This window comes from Cognatishimia maritima, from assembly GCF_900129685.1.
GTDB classification, from domain to species: domain Bacteria; phylum Pseudomonadota; class Alphaproteobacteria; order Rhodobacterales; family Rhodobacteraceae; genus Cognatishimia; species Cognatishimia maritima.
Genome location: NZ_FQWM01000002.1, coordinates 496,206 through 511,142 on the forward strand (window position 1 = coordinate 496,206; position 14,937 = coordinate 511,142).

Annotated in this window: 15 protein-coding genes; 4 read left to right on the forward strand and 11 right to left on the reverse strand. The window is 58.0% G+C overall.

The features are described 5' to 3' along the window. Nucleotides 1–21: 21 nt before the first annotated feature. Complete coding sequence (locus tag BUA39_RS07885; RefSeq protein WP_341349541.1) at nucleotides 22–756, reverse strand: ComF family protein; 735 nt, start codon at nucleotides 754–756, stop codon at nucleotides 22–24. A gap of 12 nt (nucleotides 757–768) precedes the next feature. Between BUA39_RS07885 and BUA39_RS07890 the strand changes: the two genes are divergently transcribed. Then, nucleotides 769–1,590 carry a methyltransferase domain-containing protein gene (locus tag BUA39_RS07890; protein ID WP_072792762.1) on the forward strand — a complete coding sequence of 274 codons (822 nt, stop codon included), beginning with the start codon at nucleotides 769–771 and terminating at the stop codon, nucleotides 1,588–1,590. Nucleotides 1,591–1,675: 85 nt separating this feature from the next. Continuing rightward, nucleotides 1,676–2,722 carry a ferrochelatase gene (gene hemH, locus BUA39_RS07895; protein ID WP_072792509.1) on the forward strand — a complete coding sequence of 349 codons (1,047 nt, stop codon included), beginning with the start codon at nucleotides 1,676–1,678 and terminating at the stop codon, nucleotides 2,720–2,722. Nucleotides 2,723–2,810: 88 nt separating this feature from the next. On the opposite strand, the gene BUA39_RS07900 is transcribed toward hemH, so the two are convergent. Both BUA39_RS07900 and BUA39_RS07905 read right to left on the reverse strand, forming a co-directional pair. Continuing rightward, on the reverse strand, nucleotides 2,811–2,990 hold the full coding sequence (locus tag BUA39_RS07900; RefSeq protein WP_072792510.1) for a hypothetical protein: 180 nt from the start codon (nucleotides 2,988–2,990) through the stop codon (nucleotides 2,811–2,813). A 143-nt stretch (nucleotides 2,991–3,133) separates the two neighbouring features. Continuing rightward, on the reverse strand, nucleotides 3,134–3,733 hold the full coding sequence (locus tag BUA39_RS07905) for a L,D-transpeptidase (RefSeq protein WP_072792511.1): 600 nt from the start codon (nucleotides 3,731–3,733) through the stop codon (nucleotides 3,134–3,136). A gap of 154 nt (nucleotides 3,734–3,887) precedes the next feature. Here BUA39_RS07905 and dalA point away from each other — a divergent pair, with 154 nt between their 5' ends. Then, entirely contained in the window at nucleotides 3,888–4,475 is a 588-nt protein-coding gene (gene dalA / locus BUA39_RS07910) for a divisome-associated lipoprotein DalA (RefSeq protein ID WP_341349542.1), read from the forward strand. 53 nt (nucleotides 4,476–4,528) lie between these two features. On the opposite strand, the gene BUA39_RS07915 is transcribed toward dalA, so the two are convergent. The 7 genes from BUA39_RS07915 to hslO all read right to left on the reverse strand — a co-directional run bounded on the left by BUA39_RS07915 (nucleotide 4,529) and on the right by hslO (nucleotide 12,993). Next, nucleotides 4,529–5,020: a L,D-transpeptidase family protein gene (locus tag BUA39_RS07915; RefSeq protein ID WP_072792512.1), complete on the reverse strand. Its 492-nt coding sequence runs from the start codon at nucleotides 5,018–5,020 to the stop codon at nucleotides 4,529–4,531. A 75-nt stretch (nucleotides 5,021–5,095) separates the two neighbouring features. After that, a complete protein-coding gene (locus tag BUA39_RS07920; RefSeq protein ID WP_072792767.1) occupies nucleotides 5,096–6,310 on the reverse strand; it encodes a class I SAM-dependent RNA methyltransferase in 1,215 nt (404 codons plus the stop codon). A gap of 37 nt (nucleotides 6,311–6,347) precedes the next feature. Beyond that, nucleotides 6,348–8,204, reverse strand: a complete 1,857-nt coding sequence (locus BUA39_RS07925; protein ID WP_072792513.1) for an ABC transporter ATP-binding protein — start codon at nucleotides 8,202–8,204, stop codon at nucleotides 6,348–6,350. Continuing rightward, nucleotides 8,201–10,045, reverse strand: a complete 1,845-nt coding sequence (locus tag BUA39_RS07930; RefSeq protein WP_072792514.1) for an ABC transporter ATP-binding protein — start codon at nucleotides 10,043–10,045, stop codon at nucleotides 8,201–8,203. The genes BUA39_RS07925 and BUA39_RS07930 overlap by 4 nt, the downstream gene beginning before the upstream one ends. A gap of 205 nt (nucleotides 10,046–10,250) precedes the next feature. Continuing rightward, nucleotides 10,251–11,414, reverse strand: a complete 1,164-nt coding sequence (locus tag BUA39_RS07935; RefSeq protein ID WP_072792515.1) for a CCA tRNA nucleotidyltransferase — start codon at nucleotides 11,412–11,414, stop codon at nucleotides 10,251–10,253. Continuing rightward, nucleotides 11,411–12,007: a CoA pyrophosphatase gene (locus BUA39_RS07940; RefSeq protein ID WP_072792516.1), complete on the reverse strand. Its 597-nt coding sequence runs from the start codon at nucleotides 12,005–12,007 to the stop codon at nucleotides 11,411–11,413. The genes BUA39_RS07935 and BUA39_RS07940 overlap by 4 nt, the downstream gene beginning before the upstream one ends. Beyond that, a complete protein-coding gene (gene hslO / locus BUA39_RS07945) occupies nucleotides 12,004–12,993 on the reverse strand; it encodes an Hsp33 family molecular chaperone HslO (RefSeq protein ID WP_072792517.1) in 990 nt (329 codons plus the stop codon). The genes BUA39_RS07940 and hslO overlap by 4 nt, the downstream gene beginning before the upstream one ends. A gap of 79 nt (nucleotides 12,994–13,072) precedes the next feature. On the opposite strand from hslO, the gene BUA39_RS07950 reads away from it, so the two are divergent. Beyond that, nucleotides 13,073–13,522, forward strand: a complete 450-nt coding sequence (locus BUA39_RS07950) for an NUDIX hydrolase (RefSeq protein WP_072792518.1) — start codon at nucleotides 13,073–13,075, stop codon at nucleotides 13,520–13,522. Here BUA39_RS07950 and BUA39_RS07955 read toward each other — a convergent pair. Continuing rightward, nucleotides 13,503–14,795, reverse strand: coding sequence for a PP2C family protein-serine/threonine phosphatase (locus BUA39_RS07955; protein ID WP_242648556.1), 1,293 nt, complete (start codon nucleotides 14,793–14,795; stop codon nucleotides 13,503–13,505). The genes BUA39_RS07950 and BUA39_RS07955 overlap by 20 nt on opposite strands. Between the last annotated feature and the right edge of the window lie 142 nt (nucleotides 14,796–14,937).

Sequence of the window (14,937 nt, forward strand, 5' to 3'; positions counted from 1 at the left end):
TCGCAATTAGTCATGCGTCATCTAGGGAAGCTTTGCAACGCGCGCTAGGGCGATCACATTCACTTGACTGGCGAAGGCCGCCAAACAGGCCTCTGACGCTGCGGCAAAGGTCGCGCCGCTGGTCATAACATCATCAACAAGCAATATATTGGCGTCTTTGATTTGCCGCGCGAATTTTGGGTTGGGCGCCATGCTGGCGCGGAGGTTGGCGATCCGCTGGGGTTTGGTCATCCCTTCCATCGCGCGAGTTGCACGTGTGCGGATCAGTAGATCGGGGATCAACTGAATGCCAAGCTGACGCGCGATCACATCCGCTAAAAGGACTGTCTGATTATACCGCCGACGCAATAGCCGCGACCAATGCAGGGGAACCGGACACAAGATCGTGTCCTTCGTGATCAAGGGTTTGGCGGCCTCCGCCATCCAATGCCCGGCAGGTCGCGCAAATTCGTGTCGATCCCCGTGTTTCAGGCGCAGCACCATCTGACGCGCGTGACCTTCATAAAGCAGCACCGCACGCCCCTGCACCCAAGCGCGCGGCGTGTTCAGGCAATCATCACACTGCACATGGGTGTCACTGAAATGACCCGGCAGCGGCATCCCACAGGCGTCGCAGGCGACGCCGCCAATAAAAGGCGTCGCCGCCCAGCATGTGCCGCAGAGGTGAAAATCCGTCCCGACCAAATCGCCACAACCCACGCAACGCGGTGGAAAAATCACCTGTAAGGCTGTTTGAACTTGCTGCTGAGTGATCATATGGTCCGCATCATGCAAAACGCTCCGCTTCTGACAGATCGTACCGCCTTGCTGGCGCATCGCGCTCGTGCCGACCACGAGGGCGACCTGTTCTTGCACACCAACGCAGCCGACGATCTGCAGGATCGCTTATCGATGGTTAACAGGACGTTTACCGCACCTGCGATTGTGACGCCTTATCCCGCGATTTGGGAAGGCCGTCTGCCAAATGCGGTGATTGTGCCGGATGAGGACGTCTTGGCCCTAACCCCGCGCGCCCATGATCTTGTCATCCACGCCATGGCCCTGCATTGGGCGAATGACCCGGTTGGGCAGCTGATTCAATGTCGCCACGCATTGAAAAACGACGGGCTGTTTTTGGCGGCGAGTTTCGGAGGCCAAACCCTGCAAGAGCTGCGCGCATCGCTTGCGCAGGCAGAATCGGAATTGACCGGGGGGCTTTCGCCCCGCGTATTGCCGATGGGAGAAATCCGAGACCTTGGCGGCTTGCTGCAACGAGCCGGGTTTTCCCTGCCGGTGGCCGATGGCCTCCCTCTCACCGCCAGCTATCAGACGGCCTTTCACCTGATGAAAGACCTGCGCGCGATGGGCGAAACCAACGCGCTGGTCAATCGCCGCCGGGCCTTTACGCGGCCCTCGATTCTGAGGCGGGCGGCAGAAATCTATGCCGCCAACTATGCCCAAGACGAGCGCATCACGGCGACCTTCGAGCTGATCTTTATGACCGGCTGGGCACCGGATGACAGCCAGCCCAAACCCCTCCGCCCCGGCTCTGCCGCACAACGTCTGGCGGATGCGCTGGGAACTTCCGAGGGGCGTTTACCCAGCGACTAACCCGCAGAATAACTGAAATCGCAATTGACCCATGGCGCGCAGGCGCTATCTCAGCACAGACCCAATTGAAGCCTAGGACGCCATCATGACCGACAGCCGCCCAGCCAACGCCCCCGCTGATCACCCAAAGATCGCGCGCGCCAAAACCGGTATCCTTCTGGCAAACCTCGGTACGCCTGATGACTACAGCTATTGGCCTATGCGCCGGTATTTGAACGAATTCCTGTCTGACAAACGTGTGATCGACTATCCGGCATGGAAATGGCAACCGCTATTGCAAACGATCATCCTGACCAAACGGCCCTTTACCTCTGGCGCGGCTTACAAATCGATCTGGAACCACGACCGCGGCGAAAGCCCGTTGATGACGATCACCAAGGACCAGACAGCCAAATTCGCAGAAGCCATGGCGGCGCGTTATGGTGATCAGGTCATGGTCGATTTCTGCATGCGCTATGGCAACCCATCGACCGAAAGCAAAGTCCGGCAGATGGTGGCAGCCGGCTGTGAACGCATTTTGTTTTTCCCGCTTTATCCACACTACGCCGGGGCAACCTCTGCGACGGCAAACGATCAGTTTTTCCGCGCTCTGATGAAAGAAGCCTGGCAGCCGGCGGCCCGCACGATTGAGCCTTACTTTGATCACCCCGATTATATTGATGCTTTGGCCGCATCGGTGCAAACCGCCTACGACAACCTGACCACTCGTCCCGATATTCTGGTCGTCAGCTATCACGGCATGCCGCTGCGCTATCTGATGCAGGGCGATCCGTATCACTGCCAATGTCAGAAAACGACGCGGCTGTTGAAAGAGAAGCTTGGCTGGGTGGATACCGACTTGATCACAACCTTCCAGTCCAAGTTTGGACCGGAAGAGTGGTTGCAGCCCTACACCGTCGAAGAGGTCGCGCGGCTGGCGCAGGCAGGAAAGAAAAACATCGCGGTGATTGCCCCCGCCTTCTCAGCTGACTGCATCGAGACGCTGGAAGAGATCAATGAAGAGATCAAAGAAAGCTTTGAAGAGGCGGGCGGAAAGGACTTCACCTACATCCCCTGCCTGAACGATGAAGACGCCCATATTCAGGCGCTGGTCCAAATCGCGCAGAAGAACCTGCAAGGCTGGTTGGACTAAGGTTTCGCAGATTCAAACGTTCAAAAACAAAAAAAGGGTGCCGACCAGCGGCACCCTTTTCTTTTCGGTGTTTCACCGGATGGCAGAATTAGTCTGCCATTGCCGCCGCAACAACTGCCAGGATCAGCAGAGGCACAACGAAGTTAGAAGAAGAAGACGCTGCTTCTTCCATAACAACTGGTGCTTCAACCATTGGCTCTTCCATGCCGCCTGCGAAAGCGGTGGATGCTGCTGCAGTCAGAGCTGCTGCGAGAACGAGTTTTTTCATAGTAACCTCCAAGTAGTTCACCTGCGACGCGTGCTTGCGACGCAAGTCCCCAAGACTTACCTCGTAGCTCAGGAGTAAACAGCAAAGCGTATGATTTGCAATTATAATCTCTGATCTGGACGAGGTGTGACGAGTGATTGGCGTCAAATTAGCAACACTTGTGTGCCAACTTTTGCCAGCTCAAAAAGCTCTGCAATGTGTTCATTGTAGAGACCCACACAGCCGTTCGAAGATCGGCGTCCGATCTTACGGGTATCATGCGTGCCGTGGATTCGGTAATAGGTCCAGCTTAGGTAAAGCGCATGGGTTCCCAGCGGATTATCCGGGCCCGGACCGACGTATTCTGGCCATTCTGGGTTCCGCTCACGCATCGCAGGCGTTGGACGCCAGCTTGGGCCTTCGACCTTGCGAATCACGCTTGTGCGGCCGCGGCGTGTCAGGTCTTCTGTCAGCGGGACAGAACTTGGGTACAGCTTGTAAGTGCCGTCTTCACCCCAGAAATGCAGCGCGCGGCTGGTGATATCCACCAAGATCGCGCCGTTGTTAAGATTGTCGAAATAAGGCTCCCACCGCATCGAGCGGAAGCTTGATGTATTGCGGCGCACCGTTTCCGTGATTTCGCGCTCCACCTCGGTGGTGGTGTCAGAGTTCACGTCTTGTGCAATCGCAGGCGCCCCTAGGAAAGCGGCCCCCGTTGCAAGAAAGGATCGACGTCCCAGCTGAAACTTGCGGTCATCGTTCATTGTTATTCGCCTCAGTATCTATGCGATTCGCCGCAATCTATGACTGGAATGCCGCAGTCGCAAATCAAACAAGCGTCATCTGGCCAATCACACAAGAATGTGGGCTTTTAACGCAACCTTCTAAGGTTTAAAGCGTTAGGACGGAAAAGGTTCCATGCGGAAAGGCAAAAAGATGCGATTGATTGCGGTAATACTGGCTCTGTTTACATTGGCTGCCTGCGCGACCACAGTTTCAGAACCGCCACTCGGGTCCGACGGGAAACCGCTGCCGCGTTTGTATAAGATCCGCTCTTCTGACACGTCTAAAATACAGTTCCGCATGCTGGACTCCGTAAACGCCTTGCGTACCGCAGCAGGACGTCAGGCAGTGGAAATGGATGCCAAGCTACTGGCCGCTGCGGCCACACACGCGCGGGACATGTCTATCCAAAACCGCCCTTGGCATTTTGGCTCTGATGGCTCATCACCAATCGACCGGGTTGCGCGTGTTGGCTACCCCGGCTTCCTTGTGGGGGAGGCGATCTCAGAGACCTATGAGACCGAACTCGACACGCTTGCCGCGTGGATGGAAGAGCCGGGCTCTCGTGCAGTCATCCTGGATCCTGTAGCAACTGATATGGGGTTCGCGTGGCATCAAGAAAGCAATGGCAAGATTTGGTGGACCCTTGTAATGGGCGCGCCCTCGTTGGTCCCAAATGACCGACTTGCTGAATTGTCGGATTCCCCGCTCGGTCTACAATAAGTTGGTCGGGCCAAGATCGGCCCGCACCCATGACCGTACACTGTTCCAGATGGTCACCTGAAGATCAGGATCGGCGTGTCCTCGCGCACCATGGAATAGATTTCCTGAATCTCTTTGTTGGTGACCGCAATGCATCCTGCCGTCCAATCGTCACCACCCTTGCGGTTTTGCCATGGACGACCGTGGATAAAGATATCGCCACCCGGATTGAGCCCGTTCCGCGCCGCATAGGCGCGATCCTGAGCATTCGGATATGAAATGCCGAGCGAGAGGTGGAACTGACTGTTGGGATTGCGTCGATCAATCCAGTAGACACCTTCCGGCGTTCGCCCGTCCCCGCGCCGTTCCTTGTGACCTTCAGGCGCGAAGCCCAGCCCAATATCATAGTGTTTCAGAACCTGATCTTCATGCATCAGGAACATCTTACGCTCTTCCTTATAGACAAGGATTCGCGTGACCTCTGGACCACCGTAGAATTGGAATTTTGACGAGGTACAGGCACCCAGCACCAGTACCACACTGATCATCAACGCGATTATTCGCATGTTTTTCTCTTTGCTGCTCTGCCCGCAATCTACCACATTTTTTGCAACGCGAACAGTATTTCATCGCAGCAGCGTTTACCGCCGAGAGAACTTGCCCACGACTTCAATGTGGCTCGACCAGCGGAACTGATCGACAACCTGCACCCACTCAAGCGCATAGTCCCCGCGGATCAGTGTTGCCGCATCACGCGCAAAGGTCACAGGGTTGCACGAAACAAAAGCGATATCCGGCACGTCAGAGCGCGCCAGTTCTATCGTTTGCGCTTCGGCACCCGCACGCGGCGGGTCAATCACCACGGCGTCATAGCGAAGATCGCTTGCAATAATCGGGTTGCGAAACAAATCGCGCGTTTCGGTTGTCACGCGTTTCAACCCCTTGGCCTGTCGCCACCCCTGATCCAGCGCCTTCATCATCGCGCGCAGCCCTTCAACGGCATGCACCTCGGCTTTTTCGGCCAGAGGCAGGGAAAATGTCCCGCAGCCCGCAAACAGGTCAACAACTCGCGGCGCTTCCCCGATGATCTCACGCACAGCGCGGAGCAACGCGGCCTCACCATGCGCGGTGGCCTGCAAAAATGCTCCAGGTGGTGGCGTGACCTTCGCCGCACCAAACGCCTGCCATGGCGGCGCAAGCGTTGCGATCACCTCGTCGTCCCACGTCAGCCGCGCGATCCCCAAACGCTGGGCAAGCAACCCGAGTTCCGCCTGAAACGGACCATCCAAGGGTTTGCCGCCCACGACTGCGAGATCAAGCCCTTCGGCCGAAAGCGTCGCCGTCACCGACAACGCGCCCTTGCGCGACGCACCGATCATTGCGAGGTCTTTGGCGATCTCTAAGGCGGGCATCAAGTCAGGATGCAGCACCTGGCAGTCTGGGATTTCAACGATGACGTCGCTGGCCCTTTGGTGAAAGCCTGCCATGGCCCCCTTTTTGGTGCGTCGTGCAGAAATCGTGGCCCGGCGGCGCGATTGGGGTGGCGAGGTTTCAATCGGCCGAAAGTCGATGACAATCCCCTGCGCAGCCAACGCCTGCCGTACAACGTCGACTTTCCAATCAGCCAAAAAGGCGTCGGACGCATGTTGCAATCCGCAGCCGCCACAGGATTTGAAATGCCGGCAGGGGGCTTTCACGCGATTCTCTGACGGCGTCAGCACCCGAATGTCGCGCAGGGTTGTCCCGTCTGCCGTGGCCTCAATGGTTTCTCCGGGGAGGGTCAAAGGCGCAAAGAAAGGTCCGTCGGCAACGCCGTCGCCCTGATGTCCGAGTCGGGTGATCACAAATTCCGTCATGTGGCGGCAATAGCCTGCGGTTTCCTGCATGAAAACCCTATTCGGCGGCCTCCGACCCCAGAAATCCGCCCGACTGCAACCGCCAGAAGCCTGCATAAAGCCCGTCCTGCGCCAGCAGCTCGTGATGTGATCCGTCTTCTACAATCTGACCTTGGTCCATCACAACAATGCGGTCCATCTCTGCGATTGTGGACAGGCGATGCGCAATCGCGATGACGGTTTTGCCTTCCACCACCTCATGCAGTGCCGCCTGAATTTCCGCTTCGACTTCGCTATCCAGCGCCGAAGTCGCCTCATCCAGCACAAGGATCGGCGCGTCTTTCAGAATTGCCCGTGCAAGCGCAATCCTTTGTCGTTGCCCACCCGAAAGCTTCACCCCCCGCTCACCCAAATGCGCGTCAAACCCGTTACGTCCATTGGGGTCTTGCAAGTCTGCCACGAACCCATCTGCGCGGGCCTTCTTCGTGGCCGCAAGCACCTCTGCCTGCGTCGCTTCTGGTCGGCCATATCGGATGTTGTCAAAGGCGGATCGATTGAACGTGGCCGTATCCTGCGTCACCATGCCGACCTGGCGGCGCAGACTGTCCTGCGTGACACCGGCGATATCCTGACCGTCGATCAAGATCCGCCCAGATTCAGGATCATAAAGCCGCAGCAGCAGCGACACCAAGGTCGACTTCCCGGCCCCGGATGCACCGACAACGCCCACCTTCTCTCCGGCTTTGATCGTAAGCGACACGCCAAACACGCCGCCCGCCTCACTGCCATAGGCAAAGCTGACATCCTCAAACCGAACTTCGCCGTTGTTCACTGCCAGTGGCTGCGCTTCGAGGCGATCCTGCAGCGTCAATGGCCGTGCCAAGGTGCGAATGCCATCTTCGACTTCGCCGATCTGGCCAAAGATCGACATCAACGTCCAACTGACCCAGCCCGTCATCTGCGCCAATCGGATGGCCATGGCCCCCAACGTGGCCAGCTCTCCGGTCGTCACACGCCCCGACTGCCAGCCGAGCAACCCAGCCCCGACCATCAATACCGGCAAAATCCCCGCCAAGAGGATCATCGATGCGCGCATGCCCACGGCCAACTGCGCCCATTCCAACCCGCGTTGTCGGTAAATTTCCGACTCTGCCAATACCGCTTGGTCTTCATGCTCTGAGGTCGCAAACAGTTTGACGGCGCGCATATTGACCGCCGTGTCCACAATTTGCCCGGTCACTCCGGCACGCGCGTTGGCGCGGGTTTTTGATCGCGCCCGGACACGCGGCAGAAAATACCGCAGCAGCAGAACATAGGCTGCAATCCATCCCAGAACAATCGCCCCAAGAACCGGATCAATCAGGCTGCCTAGCGCCAGCATGCTGATAAAGGTCGAGGTCGAAAACGTCCCCGCATTGATCACATCCGTGACAACTGCGGTCAAAGCGGACCCGGTTTGCAACTGCTTCTGCGCAATGCGTCCGGCAAAATCGTCATCAAAAAACTGGATCGGCTGTTGCGTCGTGTACCTGTTTAGCCGGATCACCACGCGATTGTGCAAATTCGGCGCGATGACCACGCTTTGAAATAGCGACGCGGCAGCAAAGACCAAGGGCCGAAAGACAAGTAGGAAAACCCCCGCAAACAGAAGCAAGCCACCGTTGTTGGCAAAGAAGTTCTCTGGGCCTTCAAGCGTGAGGTCCAAGATTTGCCCAAGCAGATACAGCACATAGGCCTCTGAAAACCCGGCGAGCGCATAGCCCACGAAAGCCACAACCAGCGCTGCGCCAAAGCCGTCCATCACCCAAACCAAAAACCGGCCCAGCGTCGCAGGCGGCGCGGATTTGGCCGGGCGCGCCGGATCAATCAGATCGCCGAAATACCGCACGATTGCGTTGCGTTTGTCCGTACTCATTCCGCTGCCTCTGCCGTGCCAAGGAAGCCGCCCGATTGCCGCTTCCAGAAGCTGGCGTATTGCCCACCTCGTGCCAGAAGGTCAGTGTGGCTGCCCTCTTCGACGATGCGGCCTTCATCCATCACAAGAATCCTATCCATCTGCGCAATAGTGCTGAGACGGTGCGCGATGGCAATGACGGTTTTCCCTGCCATCATGCCATAAAGCGTCTCTTGAATGGCGGCTTCCACCTCTGAGTCTAGGGCAGACGTCGCCTCATCCAAGAGCAAGATTGGGGCATCCTTCAAAATGACCCGCGCCAATGTGATCCGCTGCTTTTGGCCCCCCGACAGTTTCACCCCGCGTTCCCCTACATGCGCGTCATAGCCTTTGCGCCCCTGCAGGTCTTCTAGATCGAGGATAAACTCATGCGCTTCGGCCTTGCGCGCGGCTTCGATCATCTGCGCCTCAGTGGCATCGGGTTTGCCATAGCAGATATTGTCGCGGATCGACCGGTGCAGCAGCGAACTGTCCTGTTGCACCATGCCAATGCGGCTGCGCAGGCTGTCTTGCTGCACATGGGCAATGTCCTGCCCATCAATCAGGATGCGCCCACCCTCGGCATCGTAAAAGCGCAACAGCAGCTTGACCAAGGTGGATTTCCCCGCCCCGCTGCGCCCGACCAGGCCTATTTTTTCACCCGGCTCAATGGTCAGCGAAATACGGTCCAACCCGCCCAAACCACGGCCATAATGGTGTGATAGAGACTGAATCTCGATCTCGCCCGCTTTGAAGTTGAGCGGTTTTGCATCAGGTGCATCGACCAGATCAATCGGCTGCGCGATGGTCTCCATTCCTTCGGCGACCACACCCAACTGGCGGAAGAACGTGGTCAGCGCCCACATGATCCAGCCGGTCATGGCATTCAGCCGCAGCGTCAGCGCCGTTGCTGCCGCAACGATCCCGACAGAGGCACTGCCCTGCATCCAAAGCCAGATCGCCCAGCCGACGATGCCAAGGATCAGCAGCCCATTTAGCGCCACCAGCGCCACATCCATCACGGTGTAAATCCGCATCTCGGTCTGAAAGGTGCTGCGCGTGGATTCAATCGCCTCTTTGGCGTAATCAAGTTCGGTTGAATTCTGCGCAAAGAGCTTTACCGAAAGGATGTTGGTATAGGCATCCACCACTCGCCCTGTCACGGTTGACCGCGCATCAGACGCGGCCTTGGACGCCGGACCAACCCGCTTAACCGTCCACGCCACAAGCCATGCATAAAGCGCCAGCCAAATGACAAGCGGCAACAACAACCGAGGGTCCGCTTGGCTAAGAATGACCGCCGCGCCAACAATATAAGCCAGCGAAAAGGCGATCGCGTCAAAGACCTGAAAGATCGCTTCCCCTGCTGCCGGCGGCGTTTGCATGATCCGGTTGGCTATGCGCCCGGCAAAATCGTTTTCAAACCAGCCGACGGACTGCCGCAGCACATGTTTGTGTGCGCGCCAGCGGATCAGCGTGCCAAAGTTTGGTAAAATCGCATTGTTCAGAACCAGCACATCCAAGGCCTGCAACACAGGCCGGATCAACAGCACAAATACCCCTGCCCAGATCAGTTCGGTGCCATAGGTCGCCCAGACTTCTGCCGGATCACCCGCCAGCAAATCCACCAGGCGCCCCATGTAGTAGATCAGCCCGATCTCTACGACCGCAACCACCACGGACATGATCGCCGCGACCCAAAAGACCCGCTTAAATGGGCCCATATAGTCGCGCAAAAACGGCCACAGCTTGCGCGGCGGCGTATCGGTTTCGGCAAAGTCCTCATAGGGATCGACAAGATTTTCAAAGAAACGAAAAAACATGTAAAACTCACTCGGTATTCCTGATCAGGGTCAGGCAACATTTCGGATAAGCAAAAGGGTCGGCCAAAGCCGCGCAAGCGATCATTGACCCGGGTCAATGACGACTTAGGTAAACCAGGTCCGTCGATCCATTTGCATCTCCTCGTGAGCTGCAGCAAAGGTGGCGCAGGTCTCAGAATGAGTCAATATTTGAATTTTTAGCGCGTCAGCTTTTCAGCAGCGCGGCCTTTTCCAGCGTGAAATCAGAGGCAACCCATTTGCTTTCCAACGCCTTCAACCGCTCGCCCAACGCTTTGCCTTGAAAGGCTGGCATCAATTCTGCAGCGGTCACAGGAAACTTTGCCCCGGCCCCCCGCGCGATGTCGGCTTGATAGTTGGGCGGCAAGGGTTGCTCAAACACAGCAGATCGCAGCAAGACCACCGACAGCGCGGTTGCCGCATCATTGCGATAGGCGATTTCAGCTGCGTTTGATGGGACCCCAACCAAAGTCCGCATCAACAAAACCTGCGCGGCGTCTTTCTTGGACAAGCGCAGGCTTTCATCAATTCTCTCGCCACCCAACGCCGCCAGTCGCCGGATCGGGTCCGGCGCTACGCCGGCGTCCTGTTCAAAATGCACCAAGGGCGCGAGCGGTTTGTCGTCAGCACCGTCAACGATATATTGCAACACCCCGCACTGGCGCATCACCGCAACGGCAGGCGCGGGGTCGTTGGCCGACAAAAGTTTCAGCATCTCGGCGCCAACACGTTCGCGCGAAAGCGTCTCTAAACCGCTTGATAGGGACGAAATAGCGGCCAAAGTCTCTGCATCCCAGCCCAGCGCGGGATCGCCGTACCAGGCGTTAAAACGGAAGTAGCGCAGGATGCGCAGGTAGTCCTCTCGGATGCGCTGTTCGGCGTCGTCGATAAACACGAATCGACGCGCCGCAAGGTCTGTTAAGCCGCCTAGGGGATCTACGATCTCTCCGCTTGGCGTCGCATAGATGGCGTTCATCGTGAAGTCGCGCCGGTGCGCATCGTCTTCGACGTGGTCGGAAAAGGCGACGACCGCGCGCCGCCCATCGGTTTCGACATCTTTGCGGAATGTCGTGATTTCATGCGGGATGCCGTCGGCGACCACGGTGATCGTGCCATGGTCTGCGCCGGTTGGAATGGCTTTCAACCCGGCGGCATTGACCAATGCCATCACCCGATCCGGGCGCGCGTCGGTGGAAATATCGATGTCGGACACCGGGACACCCAAAAGCGCATTGCGCACGCAACCGCCGACAAGCAAGGCCTGAAAGCCTGCGTCGGTCAGCATGGCGCAAACGGTCTGGGTTGATGCCCGTGTCAGCCAATCGCCTGTGACCCTTGGCGCTTCTGTCATGCCGACACCCGCTCTGCCAGCCCCCGAAGAATGCGCGCGGTCGCCCCCCAGATGTAATAGGGGCCGTAGGGCACGGCATAATAGCGCCGAAGCTGCCCGCGCCAGCGGCGGCCTTCGATGACGTAACTCGAAGGCGTCACTAGATGGGACAAAGGCACGTGGAACACCTCGTCGACCTCACCGGATTCGGGGACAAAGTCAAAGGGCGCTTTGACCTCGGCCAAAACCGGCGTGACGGTGAAACTCGTCACGGTTTCATGGCTGGGCAGGGTTCCCAAAACGCGCACGTTTTCAGGCGATAGCCCGATCTCTTCCTGCGCCTCGCGCAGAGCGGCGGCGACAACATCCACGTCGCCCTCATCCTGTTTGCCGCCGGGAAAGGCGATCTGGCCCGGGTGGTGTTTCAAGTGCGACGCGCGTTTGGTCAGAATGACCTGCGCCGCCCCATCAATCATCTGCACCGGCACCAACACACCGGCCGGCCGCAGCTTGCGCCCAGCGGGCAGTTCCACACCGGGGTTCAGGTCAAAATCCGATGACGGCCCGCTGTCGCGCTGAAGCGCTGCCAAGAGTGTCGTCATCGAAGAACTCATTCTGCGGGTTTCTCTGCCTGAAAGCCCACCGTGGCCGGATCAAGATCGTAATGCGCTCCGCAGAACTGACAATCCGCCGTCACGCGGCCTTCTTCGGTGGTCATCTTTTCAATGTCCTTGGCCGAGTAGATCGACAAAGACTGCCGCACGCGATCCTCAGAACAGGAACAGCCAAAAGCCACCGATTGCGCATCATAGACCCGCGGCTCTTCCTCGTGGAACAGGCGCAGCAACAAGGTTGTCGGTGGCACGCTTGGGCCGATCAATTCCAATTCCTCGACCGTATCCAACAGGATATTCGCGCGGTTCCAGTTTTCTTCTTCGTCATCCTCAAGAAGATCGCTCGCCGTCAACTGACCTTTCTCGCCAGACCCGCCTTCACCGGTGACATGCATCGCAGCCTTCGGCATATGCTGCAGCATCACGCCGCCTGCACGCCAGTGTTCGCCCACGCCCGGTTCAATGGATTTGCCAAAGCGCAGCGAAAACCGCGTTGGGAGCTGTTCAGACTGGGCAAAATACCCCTCGGCACTGGCGCTGAGAGAGCCGCCGGTCAAAGGTGCAATTCCCTGATAGGGCTGCATGCCCTTGCCCTGGTCGATCAGCACCGCGAAATAGCCCGCGCCCAGTTGTTCAAACGGCGTGGCATCCGTCAAACGATCCGCATCAAAGCTGGCGTAGGCACGAATGCGGGCCGGTTCGCCCTCTTTCTGAGGCGCGTAGTAATCCGTTGCGATCATGCGCACAGGCCCGTTGGTCTGCACCTGCAAAGACAGCTTCCAACGCAGGCTGATGGTCTGCCCAATCAGAGCGGTCAGCAAAGCGATCTCGGCCACCAAGGCTTCCACGACGTCGGGATATTCATGCTGTTTCAGGATACCGTGCAGCACATTATCCAGCCGCGCAACGCGACCGCGAATGTCAGATTTATCCAGCTGAAACGGCAGGACCGTGTCGTCCCAGGCGATTCTATTTCCGAGGGTCATGGGGTTTCCTTACAGGCCTGATCTTGGCATACCGCAGCTATATAGGTGCGGCAAGTTGAACAAAAAGGGCTGGTAGCGCATGATCAGACGGTTTGGAACCCCACCTGAACCCGCGCGGCGCTATAAACACCGTCCCGGCGTCTATGCTGTGATCTTGGCCGGTGAGGATGTGCTTGTGACACGTCAAGAGCCGGTCGGGCGCATGGCGGAACCTGAAATTCAACTGCCCGGTGGCGGGATTGACCCGGGTGAGTCGCCCCTAACCGCGCTGCATCGCGAAGTCATGGAAGAAACCGGCTGGCGCATAGCCACCCCGCGCCGCTTGGGAGCGTTCCGGCGCTTTGCCTATATGCCGGACTATGACCTTTATGCCGAAAAGCTTTGCACAATCTACGTGGCCAGCGCCGTCAGGCCGCTTTGCGCACCCAGCGAACCGGGGCACACGGCCATCTGGATGCCGCGCGAAGCTGCGCTACAGGTCCTAGCCAACTCAGGAGACCGTTTTTTCCTCAGCCGAGCCCTTTTGTGACCCGCCCGACAGAAGGCGCAAATTCAAGCAACACGCCTGAAACATCGTCGGGGATCGTCCCGCTGCCCGCATAGGCCTGCAACCGCCAAAGAAACCCTTCCAGAAAATCCTCTCCGGTCTCGTCCGCCAGTTCAGATATCAGCGTGTTCAGACCATCATCATCCAGCAACGCGCCCTTGTCGTCGGGACACTCAATTGGCCCGTCTGATAGCATGAGCAATCGGTCACCGGCATTCAGCGTCAATTCGAACTCACCATAGTCAGCGCCCGGAATCAGCCCGACGGGCAGCCCGCCCTCGCCATGTTGTTCTATACGGCCATCGGCGCGCTGCACCAGCGGATGCGGGTGGCCTGCCTGAGACAAGCGCACAACACCGCTGTCCAGATCGACCTCTGCAAGGATCATGGTGAAATATTGCTCCGTCTCGATCTCATCCAGAAAGAGACTATTAAGCTGCTCTATCACCTGATGCGGCGGCAATGCATCAAAGCCGCCGCCCGAAGAAGGGATGAGCGCGATGTTCTGGTCGCGCGAAGTGGCGGACAAATAGCCCGCCAATCGGGCCGTCATTAAAGCAGAACTGATGCCATGCCCGCTGACGTCAATGGCATATAGGCCAATGCGGTTTTGCGATATCCTGTAGTGACCCACCAGATCCCCGCCAACATGCCCGCTGGGATGCAACAGAAACGACACCCGCCCGCGCGGAAACCGAATGACCCGATCACGCACCAAGGATTCCTGAAATTGCTTTGCCGCGCGCAGGTCCTTGTCCATCGCGTCGTGCACGGCCTGTAGTCTCGCCAATGCCACTGTGATATCCCGATGGCTGTCGGTCAGTTCCCGCTGCATATGCATGATCCGCGACGCCGCCGACATGCGCGCGCGCAGCTCGTGTGCATCGACGGGTTTCAGCAGGAAATCATCAACCCCCTGTTCAAGTGCGCCAACAACCGCATCCCGTTCAGAACGCGCAGTCAGCACCACGAAGTAGCAATAGTGGCTTGATCTGATCGCGCGCACGGCGTCGCACAGGGCCAACCCGTCCAGATCAGGCAGCATCCAATCTGACAGGATCAGGTCCGGCATAGTAGCGCGGCAATATTCCAAGGCTTCTGCCGCCGACCCTGCCTCTGATACGCGATAGCCATCCCGTTGCAGGGCCGCAGACAGAATGCGGCGCTGCAACCGGCTTTGATCAACCAAAAGCACGTGTTTGATCGCACCCGTAAACGGCTGGGGGCTTTCAGAGGTCAGTGCCGTATTCTTCACGGTGCAGGTCTTTCAATGCGCAAGTTGACGTCCCTGCCGATCATGCCCAGCGCGTCTTAAAGCCCGATGAAGGAATTTCCTCTGGTTTTAATCGTGAAAGTTACCGTTCTTTAAGGTCCGCGTCGCAGGTTAAGACAAAGGA